At 34.8% G+C, this 592-nt stretch carries 2 protein-coding genes; one reads left to right on the top strand and one right to left on the bottom strand.

Annotation, left to right across the window (positions count from 1 at the left end; translation table 11 throughout):
- Positions 1-275: hypothetical protein (locus ACQRBH_RS17300; RefSeq protein WP_427762693.1), on the top strand; the 275-nt coding region annotated here is incomplete at its 5' end.
- On the opposite strand, the gene ACQRBH_RS17295 is transcribed toward ACQRBH_RS17300, so the two are convergent.
- The coding region (locus tag ACQRBH_RS17295; RefSeq protein WP_427762692.1) for a hypothetical protein at positions 276-592 on the bottom strand (317 nt) is incomplete at its 5' end.

Raw genomic sequence — 592 nt, 5'->3', positions numbered from 1 at the left:
TAAATAGCAAGTTGCTGTTGAACGGAGACTATGAATTCAGAATGATAGCTCCATGCGTATATGGTCAGTCGTATTCTCGCCCGTTTTGCCCAATCAATATAATTGACCCAGATAGATATAGCATATCAATAAAACAGGTTACTATCGAAGGAATGGGCGATATTACTAGCTCATGCTCTATTGAGAAAATCAAACAAAATGGAATCACTTTAAAGAGTACATATAATTCATCGACTAATCCAATAGTGGTTGTTCTTACAATAACGCCAAAGTAATTAGTTACTTCCAATTATTTTTAATATTCTAGCCCCAGACACTGCACTTCCTTTTTGGAAACTTGTAATTTTTGCAGTGTTACCGGACAGAAGAATATTTGTATCAAGAAAATATGAGGAATTGCTAAACGGTGGAAATCCGATTTTTGATGAGATTCCGTACAATTCTTCAGGAATTATGTTCGTGAATGGCTGACTTCCATTGTCGTACAGAGATATTACTACATATACTTTTGAATAATTTTTTACAGAATCTGTAAGAGTATATGTACCGGCTGCCGTTATAGCCGTGTCATACAATATCTTCTTCCTATTTA

This window comes from Bariatricus sp. SGI.161 (assembly GCF_050313695.1).
In the GTDB taxonomy this organism is placed as follows: Bacteria; Bacillota; Clostridia; order Lachnospirales; family Lachnospiraceae; genus JAFBIX01.
Note: the sequence above shows the minus strand (reverse complement) of the source record. Positions and strands in the feature narration are given on the sequence as shown.